General features: G+C 69.8%; 13 protein-coding genes. 10 read left to right on the plus strand and 3 right to left on the minus strand.

Annotated features, from left to right (window positions below):
• The first annotated feature begins 33 nt into the window (after window positions 1-33).
• From G369_RS0104050 to G369_RS35390, 9 genes are read left to right on the plus strand one after another with little or no spacing between them, the layout of a single operon-like run.
• Complete coding sequence (locus tag G369_RS0104050) at window positions 34-1,359, plus strand: hypothetical protein (protein ID WP_019652697.1); 1,326 nt, start codon at window positions 34-36, stop codon at window positions 1,357-1,359.
• A 32-nt stretch (window positions 1,360-1,391) separates the two neighbouring features.
• Window positions 1,392-2,477 carry a glycosyltransferase gene (locus G369_RS0104055; RefSeq protein ID WP_020722950.1) on the plus strand — a complete coding sequence of 362 codons (1,086 nt, stop codon included), beginning with the start codon at window positions 1,392-1,394 and terminating at the stop codon, window positions 2,475-2,477.
• Window positions 2,474-3,412, plus strand: coding sequence for a hypothetical protein (locus tag G369_RS0104060; RefSeq protein ID WP_019652699.1), 939 nt, complete (start codon window positions 2,474-2,476; stop codon window positions 3,410-3,412). Before G369_RS0104055 ends, G369_RS0104060 begins: the two co-directional genes overlap by 4 nt.
• Before the next feature lie 41 nt (window positions 3,413-3,453).
• On the plus strand, window positions 3,454-4,386 hold the full coding sequence (locus G369_RS0104065; protein ID WP_019652700.1) for a hypothetical protein: 933 nt from the start codon (window positions 3,454-3,456) through the stop codon (window positions 4,384-4,386).
• A 20-nt stretch (window positions 4,387-4,406) separates the two neighbouring features.
• Window positions 4,407-5,666, plus strand: a complete 1,260-nt coding sequence (locus G369_RS0104070; RefSeq protein WP_019652701.1) for an MATE family efflux transporter — start codon at window positions 4,407-4,409, stop codon at window positions 5,664-5,666.
• The gene (locus tag G369_RS0104075; RefSeq protein WP_019652702.1) at window positions 5,663-6,910 is read left to right on the plus strand and encodes a glycosyltransferase WbuB; all 1,248 of its coding nucleotides are present in this window, start codon (window positions 5,663-5,665) and stop codon (window positions 6,908-6,910) included. The genes G369_RS0104070 and G369_RS0104075 overlap by 4 nt, the downstream gene beginning before the upstream one ends.
• 31 nt (window positions 6,911-6,941) lie before the next feature.
• Window positions 6,942-8,054: a UDP-glucose 4-epimerase GalE gene (gene galE / locus G369_RS0104080; RefSeq protein WP_019652703.1), complete on the plus strand. Its 1,113-nt coding sequence runs from the start codon at window positions 6,942-6,944 to the stop codon at window positions 8,052-8,054.
• Window positions 8,047-8,826: a LuxR C-terminal-related transcriptional regulator gene (locus tag G369_RS0104085; protein ID WP_019652704.1), complete on the plus strand. Its 780-nt coding sequence runs from the start codon at window positions 8,047-8,049 to the stop codon at window positions 8,824-8,826. Before galE ends, G369_RS0104085 begins: the two co-directional genes overlap by 8 nt.
• A gap of 56 nt (window positions 8,827-8,882) precedes the next feature.
• Window positions 8,883-10,370 (plus strand): mannose-1-phosphate guanylyltransferase/mannose-6-phosphate isomerase, encoded by a 1,488-nt coding sequence (locus G369_RS35390; RefSeq protein WP_019652705.1) that lies wholly within the window; start codon window positions 8,883-8,885, stop codon window positions 10,368-10,370.
• On the opposite strand, the gene G369_RS0104095 is transcribed toward G369_RS35390, so the two are convergent.
• Window positions 10,348-10,950, minus strand: a complete 603-nt coding sequence (locus G369_RS0104095; RefSeq protein ID WP_019652706.1) for a DJ-1/PfpI family protein — start codon at window positions 10,948-10,950, stop codon at window positions 10,348-10,350. The genes G369_RS35390 and G369_RS0104095 overlap by 23 nt on opposite strands.
• Before the next feature lie 95 nt (window positions 10,951-11,045).
• On the opposite strand from G369_RS0104095, the gene G369_RS0104100 reads away from it, so the two are divergent.
• Window positions 11,046-12,380: an aminotransferase-like domain-containing protein gene (locus G369_RS0104100; RefSeq protein ID WP_019652707.1), complete on the plus strand. Its 1,335-nt coding sequence runs from the start codon at window positions 11,046-11,048 to the stop codon at window positions 12,378-12,380.
• 133 nt (window positions 12,381-12,513) lie between these two features.
• Here the strand turns inward: G369_RS0104100 and G369_RS0104105 are convergent, their stop codons facing one another.
• Together G369_RS0104105 and G369_RS0104110 are read right to left on the minus strand one after the other, a co-directional pair.
• The gene (locus G369_RS0104105) at window positions 12,514-13,650 is read right to left on the minus strand and encodes a DSD1 family PLP-dependent enzyme (protein ID WP_019652708.1); all 1,137 of its coding nucleotides are present in this window, start codon (window positions 13,648-13,650) and stop codon (window positions 12,514-12,516) included.
• A 21-nt stretch (window positions 13,651-13,671) separates the two neighbouring features.
• Window positions 13,672-14,316 carry an HAD-IA family hydrolase gene (locus G369_RS0104110; RefSeq protein WP_019652709.1) on the minus strand — a complete coding sequence of 215 codons (645 nt, stop codon included), beginning with the start codon at window positions 14,314-14,316 and terminating at the stop codon, window positions 13,672-13,674.
• Between the last annotated feature and the right edge of the window lie 31 nt (window positions 14,317-14,347).

Here is a 14,347-nt window from a genome sequence, read left to right on the forward strand (position 1 = left end):
CGCCGAGCGGATCCATCCACCCAAGGCCCCGCCATGCGCCCCCTCGCCTTCTGGTCCGGCATCGTCTGCGCCACCCTCTGCGGGCTGGTCGATCCGGCTTGGGGATACGCCGCGGTGGCCGTGCTGGCGCTGGTTCAGCTCGCGATGCTGGGGCGAGCCGGCGGCAGCGTGTTCCTGCTGATCCACTACACGACGATCCTGACCTACTTCTCGATCGCGCCGGCAATGCAGATCGCGCACGACGTGGATTTCTGGGACGCGGGCCTGATGCGCACGGAATCGCACACGCAGGCGCTGATGCTGCTGGTGCTCTACATGGCGGGCGTGGAGGCGGCGCGGCTGGGGGAGCGCGATGCGCCGGCCGACGCGATGGTGCGGCGCGACGGCCGCCTGGTCGAGCTCGCCAATGCGCAGTTGCTGCTGCTGGGCTGCGCAGTGTTCGCCTTCGGGGCGCTGCTGGTGAAGCCGGAGCTCAACTTCGTGGCGCGCGGCGTCGTGGGCCTGAGCGGCGAGGACAACAACCTCGCCATCGACTTCATCTTCTATTCAACGCTGCCCAAGCTGGTGGTATTGCTGTGCTTCGTGGCGCTTGCCATCCATGCGATGCGCCGCCGCACGCTGTGGTCCTGGGGCGCGGCGTGCATCGCGTTCGGGCTATCGGCGATCGCGGCCAACCCGGTGAACACGGCGCGGCAGATCCTGCTGATCGGGCTGCTGCCGCTGCTCATCCATCTGCTGTCGCGCAGCCGGCGCTGGCTGCTCGCGGGCCTGGTCTTCGGTTCGATCGCCGGGCTGGGGCCGGTGCTGAACCTGATCTCGCGCGGCAGCATCTGGGGCGAGGAGCTGCGGACCTTTCCATTCAGCCAGGACTTCGACGCGATGTTCGTGGTGGCCGGCATCCTGGAGCGCGCACCGATCCCCGACCTGGGCTGGGGCCGCTACCTGCTGTCGGCCTTCTCCTTCTTCCTGCCGCGCAGCCTGAAGATGTTCCCGGACTTCGACCCGCTGGGCTGGAGCGCGATCCTGGGCAACTTCTCGCAGAGCAACCTCTCGTTGCCGCCCTTCACCACGGCGTATTTCGATTTCGGCATGGCAGGGCCGGCGCTCTTCGGCTTCGCGATCTCGGCCATGTTCCGCGCGGTGGATCGGGCGGTGCAGGCCGATCGTCCGGTCTCGGCCGCGTACCTCTCGGCGCTGGTGCTGCTGGCCGCCTATGTGCCTTTCATGCGCGGGCCCATCCTGGGCTGGGGCCCGTTCGCTGCATCGGGCCTGATCGCCGCCTTCATCGCGGGCTCGCTGAGCTCGCGCAGCCGCCGCGCGTCGACGCGCGTGGTGCGGCGCCACCTGCCGAGCGCATGAAGCAGGAAGAACAAGAAAGAGAAGACGCAGCCATGGCCACCTACCTCTACTACGACACCGTGCGCCTCAACAAGGCGGCCGGCGGCGTGCTCAACGTGTCGGAGGTGCTGCTGCGCCACATGCGGCTCGCACCCGACGATCGCGTGGTGCCTGTGAGCGAGCGGCATCCGCGCCTGTTCGCACTGGCACAGCGGCTGAAGATCAGCCGCTTCGTGCTCGACACGCTGCTCTACAACTTCCACCGGCTGCGCACGCTGCTCACCGGCGAGCAGCTGTTCTCGGTGTTCCCGAACTACTACCTGCCGCTCACGCTGCTGGGGCGGCATCGCGACTCGGTGGTCATCGTGCACGACCTGCAGTACAAGGCCTATCCGCAGTACTTCGGGCGCGGCAAGCGGCTCTTCCTCGACTGGAACCTCTGGCGCGCGGCGCACAGCGCGGCGGACGTGGTCTTCATCAGCCGCAGCAGCCAGCGCGACTTCGAGCGCCACTTCGGACGCTGCGCCCATTCGAGCGTCATCTTCAACCCGGTGGACGCGCACCGCGTCGCGCCCGCGGCCGTGGCGGTGCCCGGCGAGCGCTACCTGATCGCGGCCTACCACTACTACCCGCACAAGAACTTCGCCGGCATCCTCGTGCTCTTCGCGCGCATGAAGACTGCCGGACTGGTCGACTGCCTCGACATCACCGGCAATGGCGCGGCGGAAGTGCAGCGCATGGTGTCGCAGATGCCGCCCGAGGTGCGCGACTGCGTGCGGCATCGCGGGCTGGTGCCGCGCGACGAGCTGCTGCGGCTCTACCAGGGAGCCACCGCCTTCATCTCGCTGTCCACCTTCGAGGGCTTCAACCTCTCGGCGGCCGAGGCGGCGACTCTGGGCGTGCCGCTGCTGCTGTCGGACATCCCGGTGCACCGCGAGCTGTTCGCGGACTACGCCTTCTTCGTGGGCAGCGAGGCCAGCGATGACGACGAGCCGGCGCGACTCGCTCAGTACCTCGCGCACCACGGGCACACGCGCCCGGCATGGGTGCATGCCGGCACCTGCGCGCCGGCCAACGTGGCGCGGCGCTACCTGATGCTCAAGCGCGGCACGCTGTCGCTCGCGGGAGCCTTGCCATGACCGGGAGCCTGATTCGCTTCGTGCGGCTGCTCGCGACGCTGCTGCTGGCCGCGGCGCTGCCGCTCGCGGCCCGTGCGCAGCCAACCCCGCAGCCCGGCTTCGGCGTGATGGTGCACTACCTGCCCGACAAGCAGTCGATCGGCGAGATCAAGCGCTTCGACGTGGAGACCTTCGCCTCGACGCTGGCGGAGATGCGCGTCTCGCACCTGATCCTGACGCTCGGGCAGAACAGCGGCCAGTACATCGCGCCCAACGCCGCGCTCGAAGTGCTCTGCCCGTCCAGCGTGGCCAACCGCCCGCCGCGCGACCTGCCGCTGGAGATCGGCCGCGCGCTGCGCAGCCGGGGCATCGCGCTGATCCTGTACCTGCCGTTCCGCGCGCCGCAGGGCGACCGGGCGATGATGGAATGCCTGGGCGACGTGTCTGAGCAGGAGCCCCCGCCGGCTCGATTCGTCGCGGCCTGGTCCAGCGTGATCCGCGACTGGTCGGAGCGCTATGGCGCGCTGGCCAGCGGATGGTGGTTCGACGGCACCTACAACACCAAGGGCATCACGCCCGCGGGCTGGGAGATGCTGTGCAGCGCCGCGCGCGCCGGCGCCACCAACCGCTGGCTGGCCTTCAACGCGGGCGAAGGTGCGGAGCGCTTCAGCGCCAAGTCGGCCCCGTGCCAGAACCTGATGGCCGGCGAATACATGCAGCCGCCTTCGCACCTGACCGGCCCGCCCTCGGAACTGGTGCTGCACGTGCTCACGCCTCTGACCGCCTCGTGGGGCCGCGACGCGCCTGCGCGCTTCACCGCCGCGCAGCTTCGCACCTGGATCGCCGACGCGGCCACCGCGCGGGGCCTCTTCACGCTGGACATGCCCATCGACGCGGCCGGCCGCTTCGTTCCCGCGCACGTGGCGCTCATCAAGAGCGTGACGGCCCGGCCCTGAATCCCTTCGCTGTCACCCCCATCAACCCCAACCCGAGCATCATGAATCCGCCCCTGCCCTTCATCGTCGTGGAAGACCGACAGAACAAGACCCTGGCGCTTTGCCGCGAATCGGCGGAACTGGCCGGCGAGCCTCTGCTCGTGCTCTCGGAGACCGACGCCGGTCCGGCCTATGAGCGCTTCTGCCGCTCTTACGTGCATCTGTCGAGCAACTCGCCGGAGTTCGAGAAGATCTGCTTCAGGCGCTACTTTCTCCTGGCGCGGTTTCTGGAATCCCACCCCGAGGTGCGCGACTTCGTGCTGATCGACAGCGACGTGCTGCTCTTCGAGGGCGCGGGCGAACACATCAGGCGGCTGGTGGGCAAGGCCGACTTCTCGGGCTCCAGCATGCAGTCGGCCGACGGCTGGAACCCCTGCCAGATCTCGCCGCACGTGAGCTACTGGACGTCCAACGGCCTGCGCCGCTTCGTGGCCTGCGTGCTCGATACCTATGCGACCCCGTCGGGCCGCAGGAAGCTGCGCGAGATCTCGCAGCGCTTCGCCGCGCGCGGCGTGCGCGGGGGTGTGTCGGACATGACGCTGCTCTACCTCTGGGCGCACGCCACCGGCAACGACGACCCCATCAACCGCGTGTTCGAAGGCATGGTGGTCGACCACAACATCAACGGCACGCACAACCTGCATCGCGGGGAGTTCAAGGTACTCGGCGGTGCCAAGCGCATCGCCCGAAGCGAGGGAAAGGCCTGGCTGACCAGCTCTTCGGGCGAGCCGGTCCGCGTGGTGGCGCTGCACTTCCAGGGCAGCGCGAAGATGGCGATGCCCCATGCGCTGCGCGGCCGCACGCTCACCGTGGCCGCCGTGACCTACGCGCTGCAGATGGCGCGCCGCGCGAAGAACAACGCCTTCCGCACCGGCGCCTTCGCGCGCAGGCTCTTCGACACCCGCCGGGTGCACCGCGTGCCGGCCGGCAAATGAGCATCGAGCGAGCCCGCGCCATGAAGCACCCCAGCCTGCCGCTTCCGCTGCCCGGTGCGCGCCCGGCATGGCTGTCGGGGCTGGGCGCGCTCGCCTCGCGGCTGTATGTATACCTTTCGGGCTTCCTTGCCATCTTCCTGATGGCAGCGAGCGTTCCGCCTGCGCGCTTCGGCGAGTACTCGGTCTACCAGTCGGTGCTGGAAGTGGCGCTGGTGGTGGCCACGCTGGGCAGCTCGCTGCTGTTCTCGCGCAATGCGGCCTCGGTGCCGCCGGGCGTGACGCGCGGCGACGTGGTGCGCACGCTGGCCATCGGCATGCCGATGGCGACGGTGCTGGCGATCGTGATCCTCACGCTGCAGCGCCTGCCGGTGGGCGATGCGCCCTTCGCCATCCTGGTGGCCACGCTGGTGGTGTTCGCCTTCAACAGCCTGCGCCTGTCCTTCAGCCGCGGCCTCGGCCGCGCGGGGCTGCTGAACCTGGAGGCCGGCATCCGCTCGACCGTACTGGTCGCGGGCGTGGGCATCTGCGCCGCAGTGCATTTCGACCTGGGCGTGGCGCACCTGCTGCTCATCAACCTGATCGCGGTCGTGGTGGTGTGCCTGGCGGTCGGCCTGCCGGCCAACGGCGCGGCGCCGCCGGCGGGCCGCGCGGCACTCGAACTGGCCTCGCAGGCCGGCGCGACGGTGTATTCGCTGCTGATGTTCCTGCTGCGCAAGTCGGACCTGCTCATCGTGGCGTACTTCATGCCGCTGAGCTACGTGGGTGCCTTCAAGATCGCCTTTCTGCTGGCCGAGGCGCCTTCGCAGTTCGTGCAGGCCTTCCTGGTCACGCGGACGCCCGCGATGCTGGAGACCGACGCGGGCAACTTCACGGCCGCCAGGCTGCGGCTCGCACGGCATTGCTTCCTGCTGGGCTGCGCGCTCTTCGCGGGGCTGGCCGTGCTCATCTCGGTCGCGGCGCCGCTTTTGAAGCTGGGCAACGAGGCTCGCACCATCTTCCTGTGCATCGCGCCGTACTTCCTGCTGCGCACGTACACGATCCACCACGAGACGATGCTCTCGCTGAAGACCTCGATGGGCTCGCTCGGCCGCTGGGCGCTGCTGGAGGTGGCGCTGCGGCTGGCCTCCTACGCGGCGGTGGTGGCGCTCTTTCCGGAGCGGCCGCACTACGTGTTCTTCATCGCCTGCCTGAGCGACTTCGCGCTGTACGAGACGCGCATGCGCCTGCACTTCGGCTTCTTCCCCATCGTGCGCCTGCTGGCGCGGAGGCCGGCGCCGTGAAGGTTCTCCTCTACTCGATGAACTTCGCGCCCGAGCTGGCCGGCATCGGCAAGTACTCGGGCGAGATGGCCGAGTGGCTGCAGGCGCGCGGGCACGAGGTGCGGGTGATCGCGTCGCCGCCCTTCTTTCCGCAGTGGTCGGTGTTCGAGGGCCATTCGGCCTGGATGTACCGCAAGTCGGTCTGGAACGGCGTGACGGTCTGGCGTGCGCCCACATGGGTGCCCAAGCAGCCGCGGGCGCTGGGGCGCATCGGGCACCTGCTGTCGTTCACGCTGTCGAGCGTGCCGCTGCTGCTGGCGCAGATCTTCTGGCGGCCGGAGGTCGTGATCGTTGTGGAGCCGCCCGTGTCCTGCGCGCCGGCCGCGCTGTGCCTGGCCAAGCTGCTGCGCGCCCGGTCCTGGCTGCACATCCAGGACTACGAGGTGGACGCCGCCTTCGGCCTGGGCTGGCTGCGTGGCGACCGGGTGAAGCGATTCGCGCTGGCGGCCGAGCGCTGGCTGATGCGCAGGTTCGACCGGGTGTCGACCATCTCCACCACGATGCGCGCCAGGGCGCTGGAAAAAGGCGTCGACGAATCGAGGCTGGTGCTGTTCCCGAACTGGGTCGACGTGGAGGCGATCCGGCCCGTCGAGCGGCCGCCGCTGGCTGCGGATGCCTCGCCGCAGGGCTATCGCGCGGAGCTGGGCATTCCGGCGGACGCGGTGGTGGTGCTATATGCCGGCAGCCTCGGCAGCAAGCAGGGCATCGAGTTGCTGGCCGAGGCGGCGCGGCTGCTGGTGTGCTCGCACGACATCCACTTCGTCTTCTGCGGCAACGGGCCGAGCCGCCCGTCGCTCACGAGCGCCTGCGCGCAGCTGGCCAACGTGCACTTCCTCGACCTGCAACCCAACGAGCGCTTCAACGAACTGCTGGGCATGGCCGACATCCACGTACTGCCCCAGCGCGCGGACGCGGCCGACCTGGTCATGCCCTCGAAGCTGGGCGGCATGTTCGCCAGCGGCCGCGCGGTGATCGTGACGGCGCATGCCGGCACCGCGCTCAGCGAGGCGGTGTGGGGCCGCGGCGTGGTGGTGCAGCCCGGCGACGCCGCCGCGCTGGCCGATGCCATCGAGCAGCTGTCGATGTCGCCCGCCACGCGCGAGCTGATGGGCTCGATCGGCCGGCGCTTCGCCGAGGCCGAACTCGACCGCAACGTGATCCTGCAGCGCCTCGAAGAGGAACTGCAGCGCTGCGCGACCGCCTGACGCGACGGCCGCCGCCACCAGGAACACGACCATGCCAGCACCCAGGATCCTCGTGACAGGCGGCGCAGGCTTCATCGGCAGCCACACCTGCGTGGCGCTGATCGAGGCGGGCTACCAGCCGGTGGTGCTCGACACGCTGGTCAACAGCGATGCGCGCTCGCTCAAGCGGGTGGCGTGCATCACCGGCGTCGAGCCCGTGCTGGTGCGCGCCGACGTGCGCGATGCAGCCGCACTGGACCGCGCCTTCGCGGCACACGAGGTGCGCGCCGTGGTGCACCTGGCGGGGCTGAAGGCGGTCGGCGAATCGGTGGCCGATCCGCTGGGCTACTACGACGTCAACCTGGCCGGCAGCCTCGCGCTGGCGCGAGCCATGGACCGTGCGGGGGTGCGCACGCTGGTGTTCTCGTCCTCCGCCACGGTGTACGGCGACTCGCATCCCTCGCCCATCGCCGAGGCCGCGCCGCACGGCCCCGTCAACCCCTACGGCCGTACCAAGTCGATGGTGGAGAGCATGCTGGCCGACCTCTCGCGAGCCGACCCGCGCTGGGGCATTGCCTGCCTGCGCTACTTCAACCCCGTGGGCGCGCACGAGAGCGGCCTGCTCGGCGAGCTGCCCAACGGCCCGCCGAACAACCTGATGCCCTACATCTCGCAGGTCGCGGCCGGCGAGCGCGAGTACCTGGTGGTGCACGGCGCCGACTACGACACCGCCGACGGCACCGGCGTGCGCGACTACGTGCACGTGATGGACGTGGCCGAGGGGCATGTGGCGGCCCTGCATCGCGCGGCGCGCCGGCCGGGCATCCTCATGGCCAACCTGGGCACCGGCCACGGCGCATCGGTGCTGGAAGTGGTCTCGGCCTTCGAGCGCGCGAGCGGCCGGCGCATCGCGCTGCGCATCGGGCCGCGCCGCCCTGGCGATGCCCCCGCCTACTGGGCCGATGCGCGCAGCGCGTGGCGCACGCTCGGCTGGCGGGCGCGCCGCGACCTCGACCAGATGTGCGCCGACAGCTGGCGCTGGCAGTGCGCCAACCCGCACGGTTTCGACGACCCGGTGCCCGCCCTGGTGCCCGGGGCCGCGCTTTTCCAGAACAACGACAGAGGCATCAACATCCACTCCAACCGGGGGCACACCCATGTCTGAACAAGCTACAACCCCAGCCATCGAGCTGGGCGCCGGCCAGTCGGGCTATCCGCCAGGGGTCTGCGCACCGGCCACGCCGCTGTGGCCGGGGTTCCTGACCGGGCAGGAAGACGCGCCGGTGCGCGTGCTGCTCGTGGACGACGACGAGTTCATGCGCCGCGTGATCGCGCAGGAGCTGCTGTCCGACCTGCGCATACAGCTCGAGGGCCAGGCCGGCAGCCTGCGCGAGGGCCGGCGGCTGGTGGCCACGCACGAGTTCGACGTGCTGATGGTCGACCTGCGGCTGGGCGACGGCTCCGGCTTCGACCTGATCCAGGAAGCGCGCGAGCACCGCCGCTCGGCCGAGATCATCGTCATCACCGTGCTGGAGGACGAGGCGCACGTGCTGCACGCGCTGGAACTGGGCGCCACCGGCTACCTGCTGAAGGACGCATGGCTGCAGAGCTTCGCCCAGGCGGTGCTGCAGGTGGTCAACGGCGGTGCCGCCATCACGCCGCGGCTGGCACGCCGGCTGCTCTCGCGGCTGAGCCACCGGCCGGTGGGCGCGCTGCCGCCGGTGGCGCAACCCGTGCCGCGCGCGACGACGCTGACGGCGCGCGAGTGCGAGGTCCTGCGCTTCGTCGCGCGCGGGCATGTGACCGAGGAAATCGGAAACAGGCTGGGCATCTCGGGGCAGACCGTCAACGCCCACATCAAGAACATCTACAAGAAGCTGCACGTCCACTCGCGCGCGCAGGCCGTGAGCTACGCCGCGTATTCCGGGCTGATCTGAACCGGACGGCCCTCCATCCACCCCACCCACCACCTCCTTCACGCTGGCGACCGATCATGAACACCGCTCTTCCCATCCATCCCGTGGTCCTGTGCGGCGGCAGCGGCACGCGGCTGTGGCCGCTGTCGCGCAAGGCCCTGCCCAAGCAGTTCGCGCCGCTGGTCGGCGGCAAGAGCCTGCTGCAGCTCACGCTGGAACGGCTGGCGCTGCTGAATGCCGACATCACCTGCGTGACCTCGGAAGACCACCGCTTCCTGGTGAAGGAAACGGTGGACAACGCCCGGGTCACGGGCCGGCAGATCCTGGAGCCGGTGGCGCGCAACACCGCGGCCGCGATGGCGTCGGCGGCGCTGCTGGCTGCACCCGACGACCTGCTGCTGTTCGCGCCCTCGGACCACCACATTCCCGACATCGCCCTGTTCGAGCGCACCGTGCGCACCGGCATCGATGCCGCGCTGGCCGGCAACATCGTCACCTTCGGCGTGGTGCCGAGCTTCCCGAGCACGGCCTACGGCTACATCGAGGCCGGCGAGGCGCTGGCCGACGGCCATAGCCACGCGGTGGCGCGCTTCGTCGAGAAGCCGAGCGCAGCGGTGGCCGAGATGCTGATCCTGCAGGGCGGCTACAGCTGGAACGCGGGCATCTTCCTCGTGCAGGCACGCACGCTGGTCGCCGCGCTTCGCGAGCACGCGGTCGACATCCTCCAAGCCTGCGAGAACGCGACGGCCAAGGCGAGCCGCGACGGCAGCTTCCTGCGCCTGGACCGCGTCGCCTTCGAGCAGTGCCGCGCCGACAGCATCGACTACGCGGTGCTCGAGAAGCACCGGCAGATCGCCGTCGTCAAGTTCGAGGGCCTGTGGAGCGACGTGGGCAGCTGGAACGCAGTCGCCAGCCTGCATCCGGCCGACGATGCCGGCAACCGGCTCAGCGGCAAGGCCAGCGCACTGAACTCGCGCAACACCTTCGTGCACGCGCCGCACCGGCCGGTGGTGGCCCTGGGCACGCAGGACCTCATCATCGTGGACACGCCCGACGCGGTGCTCGTGGCCGGCGCGGGCTGCGCCGAGCAGGTGGCGGAGGTGGTGCGCAAGCTCTCGCTGGAAGGCTGCACCGAGGCCACCGAGCACCGCCGCGTGGTGCGCCCATGGGGCGCCTACGACAGCATCGACCTGGGCGAGCGCTTCCAGGTCAAGCGCCTGACGGTGAAGCCCGGCGCCCGGCTCTCTCTGCAGATGCACCACCACCGCTCCGAGCACTGGGTGGTCGTGAAGGGCACGGCACGCGCCACCTGCGACGGCACGGTGAGGCTGGTGCACGAGAACGAATCGATCTACCTGCCCTCCGGCGCGATCCACCGGCTGGAAAACCCGGGCAAGACAGTGCTCGAGGTGATCGAGGTGCAGACCGGCGGCTATCTCGGCGAAGACGACATCGTGCGCTTCGACGACACCTACGGACGCTGCGCACCGCAGCCGGAGGCCGCAGCAACGGCTACGAGTGCGGCCACGTTGCCGGCGGACCTCATCGCGGCAGATACGGCGTGATGTTCTTCAGCGCGTTGGCGACGTAGGCGTCCTTCTCGCCCACCGGCGCCACGTAGTGCAGCGCGTCGGCAGCCGCCTCGACGCCCTCGGCGCGCGCGATGATCCAGCCGGCCAGGTAGGGCGACGCGAAGCAGCCCCCCGCGGTGGCGACGTTGCCGCGCGCGAAGAAGGGCTGGTTCAGCACTTCCACGCCGGCTTCCTGCACCCAGGGCTTGGTCGTCAGGTCGGTGCAGGCCGGCACGCCCTCGACGAGGCCGAGCCTGGCCAGCACGAGCGTGCCCGAGCACTGCGCCGCGATCAGCTGCCGCTGCGGATCGAGCGACAGGCGCCCCATCAGCTCCGGGCTGGCGACCACCTCGCGCGTCTTCACCCCGCTGCCGACCACCACCGCATCCGCGCGGCGCGCATCTTCGAGCAGCGACTGCGCGCGGATGGTGACGCCGTTCATCGACGTGACTTCCGCCGTCGGGCAGCAGATGCTCACGCGCCAGCCAGGCTTCTTGATGCGGTTGAGCACGCCCAGCGCAATGAGCGAGTCGAGTTCGTTGAAGCCGTCGAAGGTGAGGATGGCGATGTGCATGATCGTTGGCAGGTGGAGCGGGAGCCGGAATGGCGCCATCCTAGGAGAGCCGATCAATACAATCAAAGAATTGTCATGGATACATCGAACCGACGATGGCCGAAGCCCGCTACAAGCAACTGGTCGATGAACTCGCCGCGCAGATCCGCGCCGGCCGGCTGCCGCCCGGCACCCGCCTGCCCACGCACCGCAAGCTGGCGGAGCGCCACGGGCTTGCGCTGGTCACCGCATCGCGCGTCTATGCCGAACTGGAGGCCATGGGCCTGGTCAGCGGCGAGGTCGGCCGCGGCACCTTCGTGCGCGAGGCCTCGCTGCGCGTGGGCCCCGGCGCCGACCAGCGCGCCCTGCCGGCGGACCTGGTCGACCTGAACTTCAACTACCCCGCGCTGCCCGGGCAGGCCGAACTGCTGCGCAGCGCGCTGCGGCAGCTCGCAGCCGGCGGCGAGCTCGACGCGATGCTGCGCTACGCACCGCACGGCGGGCGGATGCACGAACGCGCCTGCTTCGCCCGGCACCTCGCCTCGCGAGGGCTCGCGGCGGAGCCGTCGAACGTGCTGATCGTCGACGGTGCCCAGCACGGCCTCGCCGTGACTGCAATGGCGTTGCTGCAGCCCGGCGATGTGGTCGCAGTGGACGCCCTCACCTACCCCGGCTTCAAGGTGCTGGCCGAGGCGCACCGGCTGGAACTCGCGCCCCTGCCCGCCGCCGGCCAGGGCCCCGATCTCGACGCGCTGGAGCGCCTGTGCGCACGGCGCCGCGTGCGTGCCGTCTACGCCATGCCGACCATGCACAACCCGCTGGGCTGGGTGATGAGCGCGAGCCGCCGCAAGCGCCTCGTGGCCATCGCGCGGCGGCACGGGCTGCTCGTCATCGAGGATGCGGCCTACGCCTTCCTGGCCGATGAGCCACCTCCGCCGCTTGCCGTGCTGGCGCCCGAGACGACGGTGTATGTCTCGGGCCTCTCCAAGAACGTCGCGACCGGCCTGCGCGTCGGCTTCGTCGCCGCGCCCGATGCGTGGGTGCCGAAGCTGGAGCGCGCGATCCGCACCACGACGTGGTGCACGCCGGGCGTGACCACCGCCATCGCATGCACCTGGCTGGAGGACGGCACGGTCGAGCGGCTCGAATCGGAGAAGCGGCAGGACGCGTCGGCTCGGCAGGCCATCGTCGGCGAAGTGCTCGCTAGGATGGGGTGCGTGCGGCATCCGTTCTCGTACTTCGCCTGGCTGCCGCTGCCGGAGGAGACGCGGGCCGATCTGGTTGCCGCGGCGCTGATGCGTGAAGGCGTTTCGGTTTCCACGGCCGAACCTTTTGCTACGTCGAAGCATGTGCCGCACGCGTTGCGGCTGGCGTTGGGGTCGGTCGGGTTGGATGGTTTGCGCAGCGCCTTGCGGACTGTGCGGCGGGTGGTCGAGGAGCAGTCTTTCTGAGATCCTGCGCGACGGCTGCCGGCTCGACGGAACCATGCTGATGGAGCATTCGGGCCGCCACCTCAGATCGACGTCGATAGTTCGTATCAGCGCGCTGAGGTCCGTGCGAATCGGGTGCTCGAATCTGCGGACCTCACCAGCCGTGAAAACGCCCCCAGGCGCGCAGCGAGCCATCGTCCGACAACGCGTGATATTCCGGGAACTGCGCCCCCGTCGCACAAGCATGGTTCGGCAGGATGCGCAGCCTCGTCCCCACGGGAAAGCGCGCCGCAATGTCCGCATCCGCCTCGCCTTCCCGCGAAAGAATGCCGTGTTCCTGGTTTGCACCACTGAGCACATAGCCGTCGAGTACCCGCCCCTGCGCATCGCAGATCTGCCCGTACCCGAAGTCCCACTTCTGCTTCTGCGTCCCCCGGTCGCGGCTCATCGCCATCCAGCCTGCGTCGACGATGGCCCAGCCTTTGTCGGCCTGGTGGCCGATCACGGTGGTCAGCACGCTCAGGGCGATGTCGTCTTCCGTGCACACGCCGATGTTGCGCATGACGAGGTCGAAGAAGACGTACACGCCGGCCCGCACTTCGGTCACACCGTCCAGCGCATCCGCAGCCAACGCGGTGGGCGTGGAACCCACGCTGACCACTGGGCACGGCAGCCCTGCCCCTCCCAGCCGCTGCGCCGCGCGCACGCAGGCTGAGCGTTCCTGCTCGGCCATCGCCTTGAGGGCCTCGGGCGTATCGAGTTCGTAGCTGGAGCCCGCGTGGGTCAGCACACCGCCGAGGCGCATGCCGCCCTCGTGCAGCACGCGGCCGACTTCGATCAGCGCGTCTTCTTCGGGCTTGATGCCGCTGCGGTGCCCGTCGGTGTCGACTTCGATCAGCACGTCGAAGGCCTCGCCGCTCGCGCGGCCGAACTCGACGATCGCGCGCGCCGAAGCCACGCTGTCGGTGAGGATGCCCAGCGCGCAGCCGCGGCGGCGCAGCTCCAGCGCATGCGGCAGCCGGTGCGGCGCCATGCCGACGGCGTAGAGGATGTCGGTGAAGCCTTCGGCGAAGAACTGCTCGACCTCCTTCAGCGTGGAGACGGTGATGCCCAGAGCGCCCGCGTCTCGCTGCGCCTTCGCGACTTCGATGCACTTGCTGGTCTTCACATGCGGGCGGAAGCGCACGCCGAGCTCGTTCATGTGCCTTTGCATGCGTTGGATGTTGCGCTGCATGCGCGTGCTCTCGATGAGGGCCGCGGGCGTGTCGATGGTGGCGAGGGTTTCTGTCATGGGTGGGCCTATTTCATTCAGTCATTCGGCGAAGGATTGGAGCCAGGGCAGCGCGGCGTCGAGCGTGGGTGCCTGCAGCTCGGGCGGTGGCGCACCCTGGGGCAGCGAGAGGCCGACGCGGTTGTGCCAGTACGTGCGCAAGCCGACTGCCGACGTGCCGAACATGTCGTAGCCGGAGCCCGCGACGAAGGCCGCGTCCTGCGCCCGCACGCCCAGCTGGTCGAGCGCCATGCGGTACGGGCGCGGATCGGGCTTGTAGAAGCCGGCCTCCTCGGAAGTGACGACCACATTCCAGTCGATGCCCAGCCGTGCCGCGGCACGATGGCCCAGGCGCTTCGAGCAGTTGGTGACCACGGCAAGGCGGCAGTGCGGCTTGAGCGCCAGCAGCAGCTCGCGCGCGCCGCCCCATGCGGGCAGCGTGTCCCATTGCGCTTCGAGCGCATCGGGGGCCGAGCCGGCCATGCCGGTGTTGCGGGCAGCCTCCTGCACGAGCTGCTCGTAAGGCACGTAGGCGCCGCAGCCGTAGGTCAGGCGCAGGTACTCGGCGCGCCAGGCGCGGCCTTTCGCTTCGGAGCCGGCGGCGGCGTTCCATACGGTCCAGGAGTCGAGCAGCGCGGTAAGCAGGTCGAACAGCACGGCGCGCGGATAGGCGTTGGAGGATTGCATGGGCAACGACTGTACGTTCCGAAGCCATGCT

This window comes from Variovorax atrisoli 110B, from assembly GCF_000382045.1.
Lineage (GTDB): Bacteria > Pseudomonadota > Gammaproteobacteria > Burkholderiales > Burkholderiaceae_C > Variovorax > Variovorax atrisoli.

What these genes read in the sequence shown, in the direction of transcription:
- G369_RS0104095 (WP_019652706.1), bottom strand. Translation starts at nt 10,950, where the DNA reads ATGCACATCGCCATCCTCACCTTCGACGGCTTCAACGAACTCGACTCG.
- G369_RS0104100 (WP_019652707.1), top strand. Translation starts at nt 11,046, where the DNA reads ATGGCCGAAGCCCGCTACAAGCAACTGGTCGATGAACTCGCCGCGCAG.
- G369_RS0104055 (WP_020722950.1), top strand. Translation starts at nt 1,392, where the DNA reads ATGGCCACCTACCTCTACTACGACACCGTGCGCCTCAACAAGGCGGCC.
- G369_RS35390 (WP_019652705.1), top strand. Translation starts at nt 8,883, where the DNA reads ATGAACACCGCTCTTCCCATCCATCCCGTGGTCCTGTGCGGCGGCAGC.
- G369_RS0104105 (WP_019652708.1), bottom strand. Translation starts at nt 13,650, where the DNA reads ATGACAGAAACCCTCGCCACCATCGACACGCCCGCGGCCCTCATCGAG.
- galE (WP_019652703.1), top strand. Translation starts at nt 6,942, where the DNA reads ATGCCAGCACCCAGGATCCTCGTGACAGGCGGCGCAGGCTTCATCGGC.
- G369_RS0104050 (WP_019652697.1), top strand. Translation starts at nt 34, where the DNA reads ATGCGCCCCCTCGCCTTCTGGTCCGGCATCGTCTGCGCCACCCTCTGC.
- G369_RS0104085 (WP_019652704.1), top strand. Translation starts at nt 8,047, where the DNA reads ATGTCTGAACAAGCTACAACCCCAGCCATCGAGCTGGGCGCCGGCCAG.
- G369_RS0104065 (WP_019652700.1), top strand. Translation starts at nt 3,454, where the DNA reads ATGAATCCGCCCCTGCCCTTCATCGTCGTGGAAGACCGACAGAACAAG.
- G369_RS0104070 (WP_019652701.1), top strand. Translation starts at nt 4,407, where the DNA reads ATGAAGCACCCCAGCCTGCCGCTTCCGCTGCCCGGTGCGCGCCCGGCA.
- G369_RS0104060 (WP_019652699.1), top strand. Translation starts at nt 2,474, where the DNA reads ATGACCGGGAGCCTGATTCGCTTCGTGCGGCTGCTCGCGACGCTGCTG.
- G369_RS0104110 (WP_019652709.1), bottom strand. Translation starts at nt 14,316, where the DNA reads ATGCAATCCTCCAACGCCTATCCGCGCGCCGTGCTGTTCGACCTGCTT.